Consider the following 14741-nt stretch of genomic DNA (forward strand, 5'->3'; position numbering starts at 1 on the left):
AATTGCCGCTTTTTGGGACTGGAATATATGCGAATTACTCCTTTATCTCTGTTAATTTCAGCTAGTTTGTTAGCTAGTAGTGCATTTGCACAAGACACAGCTACAGTAACTGGAATTGAGTCAGAGATTAGTGTTAAACAGACAGAATACGATAACTCGACAAGAATACTTGAAAAACATCTTAAAGAAGAAAGTCAGTTACAAAATCAACTAGAGCTACTTCGTTCTCGTTCTACAGAGCTAGATAAAGAAAAAAACCAAGCGCTCGATGCGATGAACGAAATGTACCGTCGTTTAATTGACGATCCCACTATTAATATTAGTGCGGCTCAATCACGCTATCAAAAAGCGGTGATTGATCATAAGCAAAACAAAGATGATATTTCTATGCAGTTGGCGGCAATTGCATCCCACCGTAAAGATATAGAGCAAATTCGTGTTGCTAAGCATACGCTTTTAAATACTTTAGAAAGTTTAAAAGAGCAGTTAACTACAGCCAGAGTAGAGCGTTTACGTAACGAGTTTACACGTGAAGGCACGCTTGAAGTTAACCATACGATTAACTGTAAGCGAACAGAAACGCTAGCGGCGTGTGAGCAACGCGGTCAGCAAATGGGGCTACAAAAAGCAACTAAACGCTTTGTAGATCAAATATTTGCAAACTTAACAGAAGAGCGCATTGTTGAGCCAAAACGTAATTTGGCGGGCGCTCAAGTACAAATATTAAGTAGCCATGTAGTTAACAGTGCATTTAGCGGCCAAGGTAACTACAACGTTAACTTAAGCGTAACCATGCGCGGCGAAGTAAACAGTAGCCGTTTATGTAGCTTATTAAGCATTGATAACCGTTATTGTTCTGAGTACGGCACGCCACTTACTGCTGCTTATCAACCCGCGTATAACAATACATTTACTGATAGTCAGTTAACATTCAGTAATAGCGCGGATAATAGTAACACGGTGTCGGTTTCTCGTTTAGAAAAGCAGCCAGTACGTGATTATTCAGTTAAACCTGCATCGGCGAAAAAAGATTACCCTTCTATCCTTAATAAGAAGAAGGATCAATCAATAGAGGTGACATTACGATCAAACGTATACGACGATGAAGTGTTTATCGATGGTGTAAGCTTTGGCTCAACACGCTTGATCACACGTTTACCGCCGGGTATTCACAACATTGAAATACGTAAACTTGGCTATAAGCCTTATCAAGTTCGTGTTGATTTGAATAAAGCACAAACAATTAATGCAAATTTGGTAAAAAAGCCTAAGTCGATTGCTGCATCGACCTATACTCGAGAGCAACCAGAAGTAACAACACGCCAGGTTAGTGAAAACGTTAATGTATTAAATGCAAACGTTGAAACGCCGGTTGTCGTTATTCCTGCAGGCAAATTTAAAATGGGCGATATCAATGGCAATGGTTTAGCTAATGAACGTCCAGTAATTGAAAAAGTAATAGCAAATTCTTTCGCTATGCAAAGTAAAGAAGTAACCGTAGGTGCCTACGAAAAATTTGTAGCAAATACAGGTTATAAAACTCAAGCGGAAAAAAATAAAGGGTGTGCGTATTATTTAAATGGCGAACCAGTATGGGAAGCAAATTTAAATTGGCGTAATCCTGGTTTTGAGCAAGGCAGTGACTTTCCTGCTGTATGTTTAACTTATAACGATGCAAAAGCTTACGCTGAGTGGTTATCGGGTCAAACAGGACAGCAATTTCGTTTACCTAACGAAGTTGAGTGGGAATACGCAGCACGTGCAGGAACCGAAACAGAATACCCTTGGGGTAACGAAATTGGTAAAAACCTAGCTAACTGTGGTTGGTGTGGTAGTGAATGGTCAAATAGACGTGCATCACCAGTAGGTTCTTTTTCTCCAAATGCATTTGGATTATACGATACCGTAGGCAATGTATGGGAATGGACCGATAAAGAATCAGGTGAGTCTGATGTAGCAGTAAGAGGCGGAGCGTGGAATTTTGCACCAAGCCTTGCTCGTGCATCTACGCGTTTAATTTTAGCGCCTGATTTTAGATCTAACTACATTGGTTTTCGCTTAGTTCGCGAACGATAAACTCAATTAAGGAAGCTTTGCTTCCTTTTTTCACAAATTCACAAAGGCGCTGCGCTTTATATTGCTCATATAGTTGAGCATGTTAAAGTGAGGCAGCTAATATAAGAACGTATTTCAAAGGTCATCCAGCCTCATGTTTAAAAAACTCCGTGGTATTTTTTCTAACGATCTATCGATCGACTTGGGTACAGCCAATACCCTAATTTATGTAAAAGAAGAAGGTATTGTATTAAACGAACCTTCTGTTGTTGCTATTCGCCAAGAACGCGCTGGTGGACCTAAAAGTGTTGCATCTGTAGGTACAGAAGCAAAACAAATGCTAGGTCGTACACCAGGAAATATTAAAGCAATCCGTCCAATGAAAGACGGTGTGATTGCTGATTTTTATGTAACTGAAAAAATGTTACAACACTTCATTAAGCAAGTGCATAACAATAACTTTATGCGCCCAAGCCCGCGTGTACTAATTTGTGTACCGTGTGGTGCTACTCAAGTAGAAAAACGTGCAATACGTGAATCTGCAATGGGTGCCGGTGCTCGTGAAGTTTACTTAATTGAAGAACCAATGGCAGCAGCTATTGGCGCAGGTTTACCAGTATCAGAAGCAACAGGTTCTATGGTTGTTGATATTGGTGGTGGTACAACTGAAGTGGCTATTATTTCACTTAACGGTGTTGTTTACTCATCATCTGTTCGTATTGGTGGCGATAAGTTTGACGAAGCTATTATTAATTATGTACGTCGTAACTTTGGTAGCTTAATTGGTGAAGCGACAGCTGAAAATATTAAGCATCAAATTGGCTCTGCGTTCAAAACTGATGAGCCAATCGAAATTGAAGTGCGCGGTCGTAACCTTGCCGAAGGTGTTCCGCGTTCATTCACGCTTAACTCACACGAAATCCTAGAAGCTCTACAAGAGCCGTTAATGGGTATTGTGAGTGCAGTAATGGTTGCACTTGAGCAATCACCACCAGAGCTGGCATCAGATATATCTGCGCACGGCATGGTACTTACTGGCGGTGGTGCATTGTTAAAAGATTTAGACCGTTTATTAATGGAAGAAACGGGTATTCCGGTTGTTGTAGCTGATGATCCACTTACGTGTGTTGCGCGTGGTGGTGGTAAAGCATTAGAAATGATCGATGTTCATGGTGGTGACGTTTTTAGTTACGACTAATGAAATTAATGTTTGGACGCACAGTTTCTTTGCAACTGCGACTTTTTGTCGCAGTGCTTTTGAGTATCGTACTCATAGTTGGAGACAGATATACGCAAGGTGGTACCGTTGTTCGTACCAGCCTTAATACTCTAGTTAGCCCACTAATCTATGTTGCTAATTTACCCTACGAATTATTTAGCTTAAGTGCTAAAAGCCTGCATACGCGGGATCAACTTCTTACTGAAAACGAAGCGCTGAAAAAAAAGCAAATGCTACAAAGCGAGCAACTTCAGCAGTATCAATTTCTAGCCAGAGAAAATCAAAAACTGCGCGCCTTATTAGGCTCATCTGCAAAGCAATCAAATCGTAAAATTATTGCTCAGGTACTTTCTGTACATTCAAACCCGTATAGTCATCAGGTTGTTATTAACCGTGGTACTACTGACGGGCTTAGTGAAGGCCAAGCTGTAATTGATGAAATGGGTGTAGTAGGGCAGCTTACAAAGGTTGGTTCAACAACTTCACGCGTGCTACTAATGACCGACACCACACATGCCACACCTGTACGTATACTTCGTAACGATGTACGAACGGTTGTTGAAGGCATAGGTAAAATTAACGTCGTTAAGCTCTCTCACGTTCCACACAGTTTAGATGTGCGAATTGGCGATGTACTTGTTACATCGGGTTTAGGGGGCACATTCCCTGAAGGATACCCGGTGGCAGTAGTAACCGAAATAAATCGTGATGAAGGGCGACCGTTTGCACAAGTTTTTGCAGAACCTATTGCGCAACTAGATCGCATTCGTTTGCTGGTTATTTTATGGCGTAATCAACAGGAGCAAATCAGCGATGATTAACCGTTATTCATTGTTAATTGCGCTAAGCATCTTTTTTGCGTTAATAATGGCACTAATGCCACTTCCATTTTCGTTTGAACCATTTAGACCTGACTGGGTTTTACTTGTACTTATGTATTGGTCGCTAGCAGTACCGCATCGCTTAAATATTGGTACTGCTTGGGTTGTTGGTTTATTAATAGATTTAGCGTCTGGCTCACCGCTGGGCGTGAACTCGCTTACATTCTCGGTATGTATTTTTGTAACCGCGAGCAACTTTCAAAAAATTCGTAACTTTTCGCTTTGGCAACAAAGCCTACTAATTGGTTTATTTTTAACGCTGTATCACTTAATGCAGTTTTGGCTAAATCACTTTTTGTTAGGGGTTTATTTTAATCCACAGTACTTATGGCCAGTAGCAACCGGAATGGTTAGCTGGTTTTGGGTCTTTTTACTACTTCGTAAATATCGCAGACATTTTAGGATCAGGTAATGACTACCGCAGTATATTTGGCATCAGCCTCTCCCCGTCGTAAAGAGTTATTAAGCCAATTAGGTGTCGAATTTACACAATTTAGTGTTGATGCAGATGAAAGCCCACTTCCAAAGGAGCAACCTAGAGCACTTGTTGAGCGTTTAGCGCGCTTGAAAGCCCAAAGCGGTGTAGAGCTTGGATATACCGATCGCCCTGTACTTGGTAGTGATACCGTGGTTGTTATAGACAACGAGTCATTGGGTAAACCTCGCGATAAAAACGATTTTACACACACGTTAAAACGCCTATCGGGTAACACGCATCAAGTTCTTACCGCAGTTGCATTTGCAACGCAAAATGATGTGCTTAGCTGTGTTGTAAGCACAGATGTTACTTTTAAAACCTTAACAGATGAAGAAATTAATGCTTATTGGGAGTCAGGTGAGCCACAAGATAAAGCCGGTGGCTATGGTATCCAAGGTTTAGGCGGCCGCTTTGTAACTCACATTGCGGGTAGCTATTTTTCTGTTGTAGGCTTACCTTTATATGAAACCGAACAATTATTAAAAACATTCTTAAGAAGGTAACATGAGTACAGAATTACTGATCAATGTCACACCGAGCGAAAGCCGTGTTGCCCTAATAGAAAACGGTGTACTGCAAGAAATACAGCTAGAGCGAATCGGTAATCTAGGTATTGTAGGCAATATTTACTTAGGAAAAATAAGCCGTGTACTTCCGGGTATGCAGGCTGCTTTTGTTGATATCGGCCTTGAAAAAGCGGCGTTTTTGCATGCATCCGATATTGTAAATAGTGCCTCCATTGTTGAAGGTGTAGACGACGTACCAATAAAAAAAGTACAAGATATTAGAGAGTTAGTTCGTCAAGGCCAGTATATTATGGTGCAAGTGGTAAAAGATCCGCTAGGCACTAAAGGCGCAAGACTTACCACTGATATTACCATTCCTTCTCGTTATTTAGTGTTTATGCCAGATGCGACCCACGTAGGGGTTAGTCAGCGTATTGAAACTGAAGAAGAGCGCTCACGCCTTAAAAAAATAGTCGCAGAATATGGCGATGAAAATGGCAGTTTTATTGTTCGCACAGCAGCCGAGGGCGCTAGCGAAGCAGAATTACGACACGATGCCGGTTTTTTAAGAAAACTATGGGAAAAAATTACAGCTCGTCGCAAAAAAACCAGTAAAGCCAGTATTCTACATGAAGACTTAACGCTTGCCTTTAGAACCCTACGTGACTACGTAGGCGAAGATATGGAGCGCATTCGCGTTGACTCTAAACTTACTCATGAAGAGCTAAAGTTATTTACTGAAGAGTTTGTTCCACAACTGTCTCAAGTACTCGAATACTACCCAGGCGAGCGACCTATATTTGATTTGTTTGACGTTGAAAACGAAATTCAAAAAGCACTACATCGTAAAGTTACGCTAAAATCCGGTGGTTATATAATTATTGACCAAACAGAAGCAATGACGACTGTTGATGTTAATACTGGCGCATTTGTAGGACATCGTAATTTAGAAGAAACCATTTTTAATACCAACGTAGAAGCAACCTCTGCAATTGCTCGCCAGCTTAGGCTGCGTAACTTAGGCGGTATTATCATTATCGACTTTATCGATATGGTAAGTGAGGATCATAAAAGGCGGGTGCTTCATTCACTTGAATCAGCCCTTGCAAAAGATCGCACTAAAACGAATATTAATGGGCTTTCAGCGCTTGGCCTTGTTGAAATGACGCGTAAACGTACACGCGAAAGCTTAGAGCATATTTTATGTGATGTATGCCCAGCATGTTCCGGTCGTGGTTCACAAAAAACAGTTGAAACGGTTTGCTACGAAATACTACGTGAAATAGTGCGTGTTAACCGAGCATACGCAGCGGACAAGTTTATGGTGTATGCAGCGCCTGCTGTAAGTGAGGCCCTACTAAACGATGAGTATCATAACCTTGCTGAGCTTGAACTATTTATTGGTAAGCAAGTCAATATTCAAACAGAGAGCTTATACAGCCAAGAACAGTTTGATGTGGTAATGATGTAATGAAAGCAAAAGCGGTCTGTTTTTTTTGTTTTAGAAAGTTATGGCAGACCTGCGCCATAATTTTGGTATTACTGGCCGTTATTGTTTCAATTTTAAAATATACCCTCCCGTATGCAAACGAATACAAAGGTGACATAGAAAGCTATTTACACGAAAAGTTTGAAATAAGCTTATCTATCGGTGAAATATCAGCTAGTTGGCAGGGCAGTGGTCCTGCATTAGTGCTAGAAAATTTATCGTTTAAAGATAACGAAACCGCACCAATATCACTCACCATTGCTAAAACCAGCTTAGAGCTAAACCTATGGGAAAGCTTAAAAGCACTGCAACTTAGATCTAATTATTTTGTTATTAATGGTTTTCATACCAGTGTAAATATCACCAACTTATTTAAAACCGGTGACAACGACGAAGTTTCTTTTGAGCAAAAAGAGCTAATTGAAGAACTGTTTTTGGGTAAAACGGGTCATTTTGCAATAGAAAATTCCAGTATTAACTTTATTTTAGAAGATGGTAAAGAACGTAAATTACTACTTCAAAACATTGTTTGGCAAAATGAAGATGAGCAGCACCTTGGTAGTGGAAGCCTGGCACTGCCGGGTATTTCGGTCGGAGACTTTGACGCGCGCATAGCACTTACCGGGGATACTCTAGAGCAGGTTGCGGGTGACATCTATGTGCAGGCCAATAAGGTCGATGTATCTAACTGGTTAGCGCAATATATAAATACGCAAAAACAACAACTACATAGCGATATTAATTTACAAGCATGGCTAAAACTAGATAAAGGTTTTGTAAGCGATGTGAAAATGCAGTGGTTACCAAGCTTTGTACGCTGGCAGCGAGAAGAGCAAAGCCACCAAGTTAGTTTGAGTGAAGGTGGATTCCATCTATATCCAGAACAAAATAGCTGGCACTTAAAAAGTACCGGTTTAACATTTAATAGTAACGATAAAGCATGGCCAAGTTTAGAGTTTGAAGCCCAACTAGGGCTGCAAAATAAAGTGTGGCTGCATCAAGTTGATTTTGAATTACTGAGTAACCTAGCCGGGCTAAGTAATTTTAATGCACTTGAACCATTTTTAGAACGCCAACCTAGTGGGCAAATAGATCAAGCTTATTTAAGTTTTTCTAATGCACAGCAATGGCAATTATGGTTTGAGGCTAACAATATTGGCTGGCAAGAATTAAGATCGGTACCAGCAGCGCAAGGACTTAGAGTAAATGGTTTACTTACCCAAAGTAGTGGTCGAATAAATTTATTTGGTGAAAATGGCACATTAGTCACAGGCGAAAGCTTTAGTAACGACATAAATTATAATCAGCTAAATGTAGAGCTAGATTTAGCTAAGCGAGATGATGGCTGGCATATAAGTAGTGACAATATCTGGTTTGATAATGATGAAGTTACTCTTGCTGCAGAATTACAAATTAGCCTAACAGATGATCCTCGATTAGATCTTTACGCAGAAGCGTTCGCTCCAGATGCCAATATTGCAGATCATTACTTCCCATTAAAAGCGATGAGCCCTGAACTTGTTAGCTATTTAAATGATGCAATTAAAGGCGGAGAAGTATCTAAAGCACAGGTCTTATTTGCAGGGCCTTTGTCTGGTTTCCCATTTACTGATGGTAGTGGTCAGTTTGATGTATTAGCACAAATAGACAATGCAACCTATGAGTTTGACCCTGATTGGCCTGCGGTCACTAATGCTAATGTACAGCTACATTTTGCTAATGAGCGGATGGACATATATAGCCAGCAAGGCAAGTTGGTTAATTTAGATATTGGTAATAGTGTACAGGTGAGCATTGCAGATTTAATGAATGCTGATGAACTTATTGTGCAAATTGATAAAAAAGCAGAGATGGAAAAGTTACATGACTTTTTTGCAGCGACACCTATTGCCAAACCTCTTGCTGAAATTTTTAAAGTTGTACAGGGCAAAGGCGAAGCCGATGCCAGTATTGAGCTTTTAGTAGGCTCTAAGTTTAAAGGCGGAGCCAGTGTTAGCGGCAAAGTTAATTTAAATGACTTGCCAGTATTTATAGCAACGCCAGGCATTGAGCTTAAAAACTTAACTGGCGAGCTTAATTTTAAAAACGACAACATCACACTTAAAAATGCGACTGCGAAGTGGTTGGGTATGCCACTAAATATTAATTACAGCAGTAAAAGTGATGCTAAAAACTACCAAGCAAACATAGATATAAACGCCAAAATTGACGCCGATACACTAATCGATAGTGGGCAAGGTATATTAAAAAATTATTTAGGCGGGCAAAGCGATGTTGATATTGGTTTAGTACTTAATTTTACCGAACAAGGCTTTAATTATCGTGCACAGGTAAACTCAGAACTACTTGGCTTAACGAGTAACTTACCCGCACCTTATAATAAAAATAGCGAACAAATGTGGGCGCTTGATGCAGTAGTTCAAGGTGATGATATTTCTAATCTCATTACAGCAAACGCTAATCAACAGTTTTACTTTAATGCTATTTTAGAAAATGGAAAATCACAGTTTAGTAATGCCCATTTTGTGCTCGGAAAACAAGATTTAGGATTAAACCAAAAAGACTTAAGCGTAAATATAAATCTTGAGCAGAGTGAATTAGTGCCTTGGTTTGATCTGATTGATCAAATAATTAAAGCAGGTAAAGCAAATCCAGATAAAGAATCAAAAGGGATTATGCCACCGCTTAATGAGGTGGTCGCAAATATAGGTATGCTTGATGCGAGTAACATCATCTTTAATGATTTTGAAATGCGTTTAGCACCATCAAAAGACGATTTATACCTAAAGCTAAATGCTAAAGAACTTAGAGCTGGGGTTTTTATTCCTACATCACAGCCTAGCCAGCCTATACGAATTAATGCCGATTACTTAAGGCTTAATTTTGCACAGCCTAGCGAGCAATTAATTGAAATAACAGATGTACTTCCTGAGGAAGACTTGAGCTGGCTTACTAAAATACCTGCCATTGAGTTTGAATGTAGTGACTGCAAAATTGATCGCTATCAGCTTGATAAAGTGAGTGCGTCATTATTAGGTGATGGCGAGCGCTTATCGATATCAGAACTTGTAATCGATAAAGGAGATCATGTACTGCGCACTAAAGGGCAGTGGCAAAATGGTTTAACAACGCTAGGTGGTGAGCTTAAAAGTGATGATATAGGCGCATTGTTTGGCGAGTTTGATATTACCTCTGCAATTAAGGACTCTAAAGCTGATCTAAATTATGGTCTTACTTGGCAAGCAGCACCTTATGATTTTGATGTGAAAACTTTAAGTGGTGAGGTTACTTGGGATTTAGGGGAAGGTCACTTAACTGAAATAAGTGATGGTGGTGCACGCGTATTTTCGCTGTTGAGCCTTGATTCACTCGTACGCAAACTGAAACTTGATTTTAGAGATGTATTTTCAAAGGGCTTTTTTTATAACAGCATGCAAGGCTCTATGCAGTTAGAAAACGGTATCGCTTACACTAAAGATACTAAAATGGACGGCGTACCCGCCGATTTAACCATTAAAGGTTATGCAAATTTAAACACGCTAGATATAGATTACGACCTTGCTGTAGCGCCACAAGTAACCTCAAGCATTCCGGTTATAGTTGCGTGGATGGTTAATCCAGTAACAGGGCTTGCTGCTTTAGCACTTGATAAAGTTATTCATTCTGCGCGCGTCATCTCAGAGATCAATTTTAAAGTAACGGGTAAAATGAACGACCCTATTGTTCAAGAACTCGACAGAAAAAGTCGTGAAGTTACACTACCTCAAGCTGCGCAAAATCAGCCACAAGCATCAGTCGATTTAAAACTTAAAGATGCACAAGTAACAGTAACGCAATGAACAAAACAGCAAGCATAAGCACACCCACAATAGTTGCCCTACAAATGTGTTCAGGGCTAAGCCCTGATGACAACATAACAAGCTTAAAGCGCGCACTTAAAACCCTGCCAGCAACAAGACCATTACTTGTTTGCTTGCCTGAGGCTTTTTTAGTGTTTAGTAAAACTGGTAACGATACGTTACGTGTTGCTAAGCAAGTTGAGCAATACAAATTACAACTTAGTGAATTGTGCCAACACCATAATATTTGGTTAAATGCAGGCACAATGCCTGAGCCATTTAACGAACATAAGTATTACGCAGCATCGCACTTATATAATAATCAAGGCGAGCTGGTTGCAACGTATAACAAAATACATTTATTTGATGTAACCGTTGATGATAAAACAGGTAGCTATCGAGAGTCAGATTTTACCCAAGCTGGAAGCGATGTAGTGGTTGTTGATTCTCCCTTTGGTAAAATTGGCTTAACAGTATGTTATGATCTGCGCTTTAGTGGCTTATTTAACGAACTAGTACGCCAAGGCGCCAATATTATTTTAGTACCCAGTGCATTTACAGTCCCTACAGGGCAAGCGCATTGGCAACCGCTATTAGCAGCTCGCGCAATAGAAACACAATGTTATGTAGTTGCAGCAGCTCAGTACGGTACACATGAAAATGGCCGACAAACATATGGCCACAGTATTATTATTTCGCCTTGGGGCAATACCCTGAGTGAATTGCCAACAGGCACCGGTTTTATAAGCTGCAACGCAGATTTAGACCAGTTACAAAAAATTAGACGAGATATGCCCGTGCAGTCTCATCAACGATTTAGAGAGCATTTATTATGAATTCGGTTGAACAGCATTTACTACAAGACAGCCAGCTAAATAGAGAAGAGCTCGAAAAAACGCTCGCTTACATACATCAGCATAAAGTGGATTACGCCGATTTATATTTTCAATCAAGCCACCACGAATCATGGGTGCTTGAAGACGGCTTAGTTAAAGAAGGCTCTTATAACGTTGAACGTGGCGTTGGTGTACGTGCTGTAAGCGGCGAAAAAACAGGTTTTTCTTACTCTGATGCAATAAATCTTGAAGCACTTAATAAGGCGGCTACAGCGGCTCGTAGCATTGCAGATGCTGGCGAAGATAGAGCGATTAAAGTATTTAGTGATGTTAAAGCTAAAGAGCAGTTTGCAGCGCATCAGCCAATTTCGAGTATGAGCGATACCGACAAGGTGAGTTTATTACGCGAACTTGAAAACTATATTCGTGAACTAGCACCCGATGCAGAGCAAGTAATTAGCTCAATGTCAGCGGTATACGAAGAAGTATTAATCGCAGCTAGTGACGGTACGTTTGCCACCGATATTCGCCCGCTTATTCGTTTAAACTGCTCAGTGCTGCTTGAAAAAAATGGTCGCCGTGAACGCGGTGGCGCAGGTGGTGGTGCACGTTTAGATTATGGTTACTTTAAAGAGCTTGTTGATGGTAAACCACGTTGGATGGAATTTGCAGAAGAAGCGGTACGCCAAGCTAAAGTAAACCTTGAAGCTATTGATGCACCTGCCGGCACGATGGAAGTTGTACTTGGTAATGGTTGGCCTGGCGTGCTTTTACACGAAGCAGTAGGGCATGGACTTGAAGGCGACTTTAACCGCAAAGGAGCGTCTGCGTTTAGTGGTAAAGTGGGCCAAAAAGTAGCATCTGAGCTGTGTACTGTTGTTGATGATGGCACCATGGCCGATCGCCGTGGGTCACTTAATGTTGATGATGAAGGCACACCAGCCGCTTACAACGTACTTATCGAAAACGGTATTTTAAAAGGCTATATGCAAGATAAGCTAAACGCGCGTTTAATGGGTGTAAATCCTACCGGTAACGCACGTCGTGAGTCTTATGCGCATTTACCAATGCCTCGCATGACTAACACCTACATGTTAGGTGGTGAGCACAGCCAAGCCGATATTATCAGCTCAGTTAAAAAAGGGGTATTCGCGCCTAACTTTGGCGGCGGACAAGTTGATATAACCTCAGGTAAGTTTGTATTTAGTGCATCAGAAGCGTATTTAATCGAAAATGGTAAAATTACCCAACCAATTAAAGGCGCAACGCTTATTGGTAATGGACCAGAAGTAATGCAGCAAATATCTATGGTTGGTAACGACTTAGCACTTGATAAAGGTGTTGGTGTTTGTGGTAAAGATGGTCAAAGCGTACCGGTAGGCGTAGGCCAACCAAGCCTTAAGATTGATCAGTTAACGGTCGGTGGTACAGCTTAAATATTACTCAAGCGCGAAGTGAATTCGTACCTACATGCTTGATGTTTATTGTAGGTGAGGTTTTATACCTCGCTTTTTAAATACAGACTTAGAAATAGAGCGCGAAATAAATTCGCACCTACGATTTGTATTTTTACTTTGTGTAGGCGAGGTTTATGCCTCTCCTTCACCTTCTTTATTTTTTTCAGCCTCTTTGTACCATAACGCAAAAAAGCACTCTGTTAATTTGTGCTCTATCTCAAGCGCTTTTTCTGTAGGGCAAAACAAGGTAAAGCTTGCTTTAAATTCACCTAAATCGGTTGTACCAAAGTGAATTACCGGCTCTGGGCCAGATATTTTTGCATCAAGTTTACGCTCAATCATCGAATTATAACGGCTTGCTACTTCTTGAAACTCTTCGCAGTACAGTTTAGCTTGCTCAGTGAGTGTGTCGTGAATAGGGTACGGGTTAAAGCTCTCTCTTCGGACAATAATAAAATGATGTGTAACAAAGCGTTTTACAAAGTTTAAGTTTTTAATAGAGCTGGTAATCAGCTTGTTATTAGGTATGTATATGGTTTTTCTAGAAAATTGATAAGTATGTATATCAATTTCATGCATGGTTGTTTTTATCCAATCCGTTTCAGCTACTTCACCAAAGTAATCACCAACTTGTATCCAATCACCCACTCTAAACGGGCGAGTTGTTACGAGGTAAAAAAAGCCTATTACACACTGAATAAACTCACGCGTTGCAAGTACAATCGCCACGGCAAAAGCAGCAATAGAAAGTGCAAAGTTTTGAATTTCAGTAGACCACACAAATAGCAGCGATATCATCATTACAAAATTAATAAAGTGCTTAATATTGTGTGCGATGTAACGGATGTCTTTTTCTTTTTTTTCTGCGCGACTTTTAGCAAGCTTATCAACAAGCACTTTTAGTACAAATGCAATTGTGATCATTACAATTGAAAGAAGAAACGGATGCAGCAATATATCTTTAGTCATGGTATCCAATTAAATGTGAGTTGATAAAAACAGGCTCAGTATATTGATTTATTAAACCAATTAGCAAATTTAGTGTAAAAAAAGTAACCAATAAAAAATGTAGCTATGTTATTGAGTTACTTGATCAGTGCAATGCTTGTGATTTTTAGCCATTCTTTTTCGGCATATGAGTACAAGCTCAATGGCTGAAATAAAAATCAAAGTATAGCCAAGCGTTTCTATACCTTCTTCAACAATGTTTTTTACCGCACGTACATAGTCATCACCCATTACTGAATGCCAAAATGCGCCTTTGCCCATCATTCGCGAAAATGCGAGTAAAGTAACCATGCCTGATAAGCAAATTCCATAACTAGGAGTGAGGCTATAGGCTTTTAAAGAGTTAAAAATACTTCCTCTGTTTGTTATTAAATAAACAAACACGCCAGCTAAAATTGAATAGACGATACTTTGCCAAGCGCCATCAAAAAAGTATAGGTCGAGGTAGGTATCAAACTCTCTCACAAACATCATTGCCGATAACGCAGCTAGTAATACAGCCGGTATTTTGAGTTGAAAGTTAATTCGCGAAGCGTAAAAAAATAAAATACAGCTTAAAAAAGTTAAAACATCTTGCATATGTTCGGTAAGAGTTTCTTCACTGTAAAGTGCATCCTGTTTTAATTCAAACCCTTCAAGTTGAATTAAATGAGCAACACCCGCTAGGCATAATAAATAAATAAAAGATCGCAGTAAAAACATAAATAACCAAGAAAAACTATAAATGCGCGGGATTCTAATCGTTAAAATGCTTTAAAGCCAAAACAAAATTTAAACTTTTAACCTTTTTATCGGTCTAAAATTTTTGCTGTTAAAATAATGACTTAGATGTTTTTTTAATGTTGAATGGATGTTTTTAATGTGACGTTTTAAGTGGTTTGTTGGTAAGCGTCCGAGCAACGACACCTAGCAGAGTGGATTTAATTAATAGAAAATATCGTCAGTTTCTACTGGAGGTATTATGCAAAAAAGA

The 14741-nt window shown here is 39.8% G+C and carries 11 protein-coding genes; 9 read left to right on the forward strand and 2 right to left on the reverse strand.

What is annotated here, in order from left to right:
- Positions 1 to 27: 27 nt before the first annotated feature.
- The 9 genes from GQR47_RS08690 (at position 28) to tldD (ending at position 12739) form a co-directional block, all read left to right on the forward strand.
- A complete protein-coding gene (locus GQR47_RS08690; protein WP_165723726.1) occupies positions 28 to 2076 on the forward strand; it encodes a formylglycine-generating enzyme family protein in 2049 nt (682 codons plus the stop codon).
- A 133-nt stretch (positions 2077 to 2209) separates the two neighbouring features.
- On the forward strand, positions 2210 to 3253 hold the full coding sequence (locus tag GQR47_RS08695) for a rod shape-determining protein (RefSeq protein WP_002958401.1): 1044 nt from the start codon (positions 2210 to 2212) through the stop codon (positions 3251 to 3253).
- Complete coding sequence (gene mreC / locus GQR47_RS08700; RefSeq protein WP_173400216.1) at positions 3253 to 4095, forward strand: rod shape-determining protein MreC; 843 nt, start codon at positions 3253 to 3255, stop codon at positions 4093 to 4095. Before GQR47_RS08695 ends, mreC begins: the two co-directional genes overlap by 1 nt.
- The gene (gene mreD / locus GQR47_RS08705) at positions 4088 to 4567 is read left to right on the forward strand and encodes a rod shape-determining protein MreD (RefSeq protein ID WP_002958403.1); all 480 of its coding nucleotides are present in this window, start codon (positions 4088 to 4090) and stop codon (positions 4565 to 4567) included. Before mreC ends, mreD begins: the two co-directional genes overlap by 8 nt.
- On the forward strand, positions 4567 to 5136 hold the full coding sequence (locus GQR47_RS08710; protein WP_024594527.1) for a Maf family protein: 570 nt from the start codon (positions 4567 to 4569) through the stop codon (positions 5134 to 5136). The genes mreD and GQR47_RS08710 overlap by 1 nt, the downstream gene beginning before the upstream one ends.
- Position 5137: 1 nt before the next feature.
- Positions 5138 to 6610, forward strand: a complete 1473-nt coding sequence (gene rng, locus GQR47_RS08715) for a ribonuclease G (RefSeq protein WP_007586345.1) — start codon at positions 5138 to 5140, stop codon at positions 6608 to 6610.
- Positions 6610 to 10467 (forward strand): YhdP family protein, encoded by a 3858-nt coding sequence (locus GQR47_RS08720; RefSeq protein WP_165723727.1) that lies wholly within the window; start codon positions 6610 to 6612, stop codon positions 10465 to 10467. The genes rng and GQR47_RS08720 overlap by 1 nt, the downstream gene beginning before the upstream one ends.
- Positions 10464 to 11303, forward strand: coding sequence for a carbon-nitrogen hydrolase family protein (locus GQR47_RS08725; protein ID WP_165723728.1), 840 nt, complete (start codon positions 10464 to 10466; stop codon positions 11301 to 11303). Before GQR47_RS08720 ends, GQR47_RS08725 begins: the two co-directional genes overlap by 4 nt.
- Positions 11300 to 12739, forward strand: coding sequence for a metalloprotease TldD (gene tldD / locus GQR47_RS08730; RefSeq protein WP_024597409.1), 1440 nt, complete (start codon positions 11300 to 11302; stop codon positions 12737 to 12739). Before GQR47_RS08725 ends, tldD begins: the two co-directional genes overlap by 4 nt.
- Before the next feature lie 153 nt (positions 12740 to 12892).
- On the opposite strand, the gene GQR47_RS08735 is transcribed toward tldD, so the two are convergent.
- Together GQR47_RS08735 and GQR47_RS08740 are read right to left on the reverse strand one after the other, a co-directional pair.
- Positions 12893 to 13729, reverse strand: a complete 837-nt coding sequence (locus GQR47_RS08735; protein WP_024597410.1) for a mechanosensitive ion channel family protein — start codon at positions 13727 to 13729, stop codon at positions 12893 to 12895.
- 108 nt (positions 13730 to 13837) lie between these two features.
- Complete coding sequence (locus GQR47_RS08740; RefSeq protein WP_138488456.1) at positions 13838 to 14470, reverse strand: hypothetical protein; 633 nt, start codon at positions 14468 to 14470, stop codon at positions 13838 to 13840.
- Positions 14471 to 14741: the final 271 nt, after the last annotated feature.

Source organism: Pseudoalteromonas sp. Z1A2, from assembly GCF_011378755.1.
Lineage (GTDB): Bacteria > Pseudomonadota > Gammaproteobacteria > Enterobacterales > Alteromonadaceae > Pseudoalteromonas > Pseudoalteromonas distincta.

What these genes read in the sequence shown, in the direction of transcription:
- GQR47_RS08740 (WP_138488456.1), bottom strand. Translation starts at nt 14,470, where the DNA reads ATGTTTTTACTGCGATCTTTTATTTATTTATTATGCCTAGCGGGTGTT.
- rng (WP_007586345.1), top strand. Translation starts at nt 5,138, where the DNA reads ATGAGTACAGAATTACTGATCAATGTCACACCGAGCGAAAGCCGTGTT.
- GQR47_RS08695 (WP_002958401.1), top strand. Translation starts at nt 2,210, where the DNA reads ATGTTTAAAAAACTCCGTGGTATTTTTTCTAACGATCTATCGATCGAC.
- tldD (WP_024597409.1), top strand. Translation starts at nt 11,300, where the DNA reads ATGAATTCGGTTGAACAGCATTTACTACAAGACAGCCAGCTAAATAGA.
- GQR47_RS08725 (WP_165723728.1), top strand. Translation starts at nt 10,464, where the DNA reads ATGAACAAAACAGCAAGCATAAGCACACCCACAATAGTTGCCCTACAA.
- GQR47_RS08690 (WP_165723726.1), top strand. Translation starts at nt 28, where the DNA reads ATGCGAATTACTCCTTTATCTCTGTTAATTTCAGCTAGTTTGTTAGCT.
- GQR47_RS08735 (WP_024597410.1), bottom strand. Translation starts at nt 13,729, where the DNA reads ATGACTAAAGATATATTGCTGCATCCGTTTCTTCTTTCAATTGTAATG.
- GQR47_RS08710 (WP_024594527.1), top strand. Translation starts at nt 4,567, where the DNA reads ATGACTACCGCAGTATATTTGGCATCAGCCTCTCCCCGTCGTAAAGAG.
- mreC (WP_173400216.1), top strand. Translation starts at nt 3,253, where the DNA reads ATGAAATTAATGTTTGGACGCACAGTTTCTTTGCAACTGCGACTTTTT.
- mreD (WP_002958403.1), top strand. Translation starts at nt 4,088, where the DNA reads ATGATTAACCGTTATTCATTGTTAATTGCGCTAAGCATCTTTTTTGCG.
- GQR47_RS08720 (WP_165723727.1), top strand. Translation starts at nt 6,610, where the DNA reads ATGAAAGCAAAAGCGGTCTGTTTTTTTTGTTTTAGAAAGTTATGGCAG.